Below are 205 nucleotides of genomic sequence, written 5' to 3'. Positions count from 1 at the left end.
CATCTGGTGGCTCACCGAGCGCATGGCGCGATCTGTGTGCTCTTGTTCCAGCAGGTGTTCGAGCAGCCACTTGGACGAGGCTGTGTTCGACTCACCCTGCGCAGTCAACTCCGCCCAGGCCGTGGCCATGCCGTGCAGGCGCAGCTCCTTGAGTTCCGCCATCAAATCACGCATGACCGATCTCCTCGGTCTGGCCACGCAGGCG

At 63.4% G+C, this 205-nt stretch carries 1 protein-coding gene; it reads right to left on the bottom strand.

Going from position 1 to position 205, the window contains the following annotated elements; genetic code table 11:
* Positions 1-174 (bottom strand): ATP-binding protein (locus tag A9513_RS00005; protein ID WP_217988574.1); only part of this gene is annotated, 174 nt, incomplete at its 3' end.
* Positions 175-205 lie beyond the last annotated feature (31 nt).

Source organism: Pseudomonas sp. AU12215, from assembly GCF_001675465.2.
Classification (GTDB): Bacteria; Pseudomonadota; Gammaproteobacteria; order Pseudomonadales; family Pseudomonadaceae; genus Pseudomonas; species Pseudomonas nitroreducens.
Note: the sequence above shows the minus strand (reverse complement) of the source record. Positions and strands in the feature narration are given on the sequence as shown.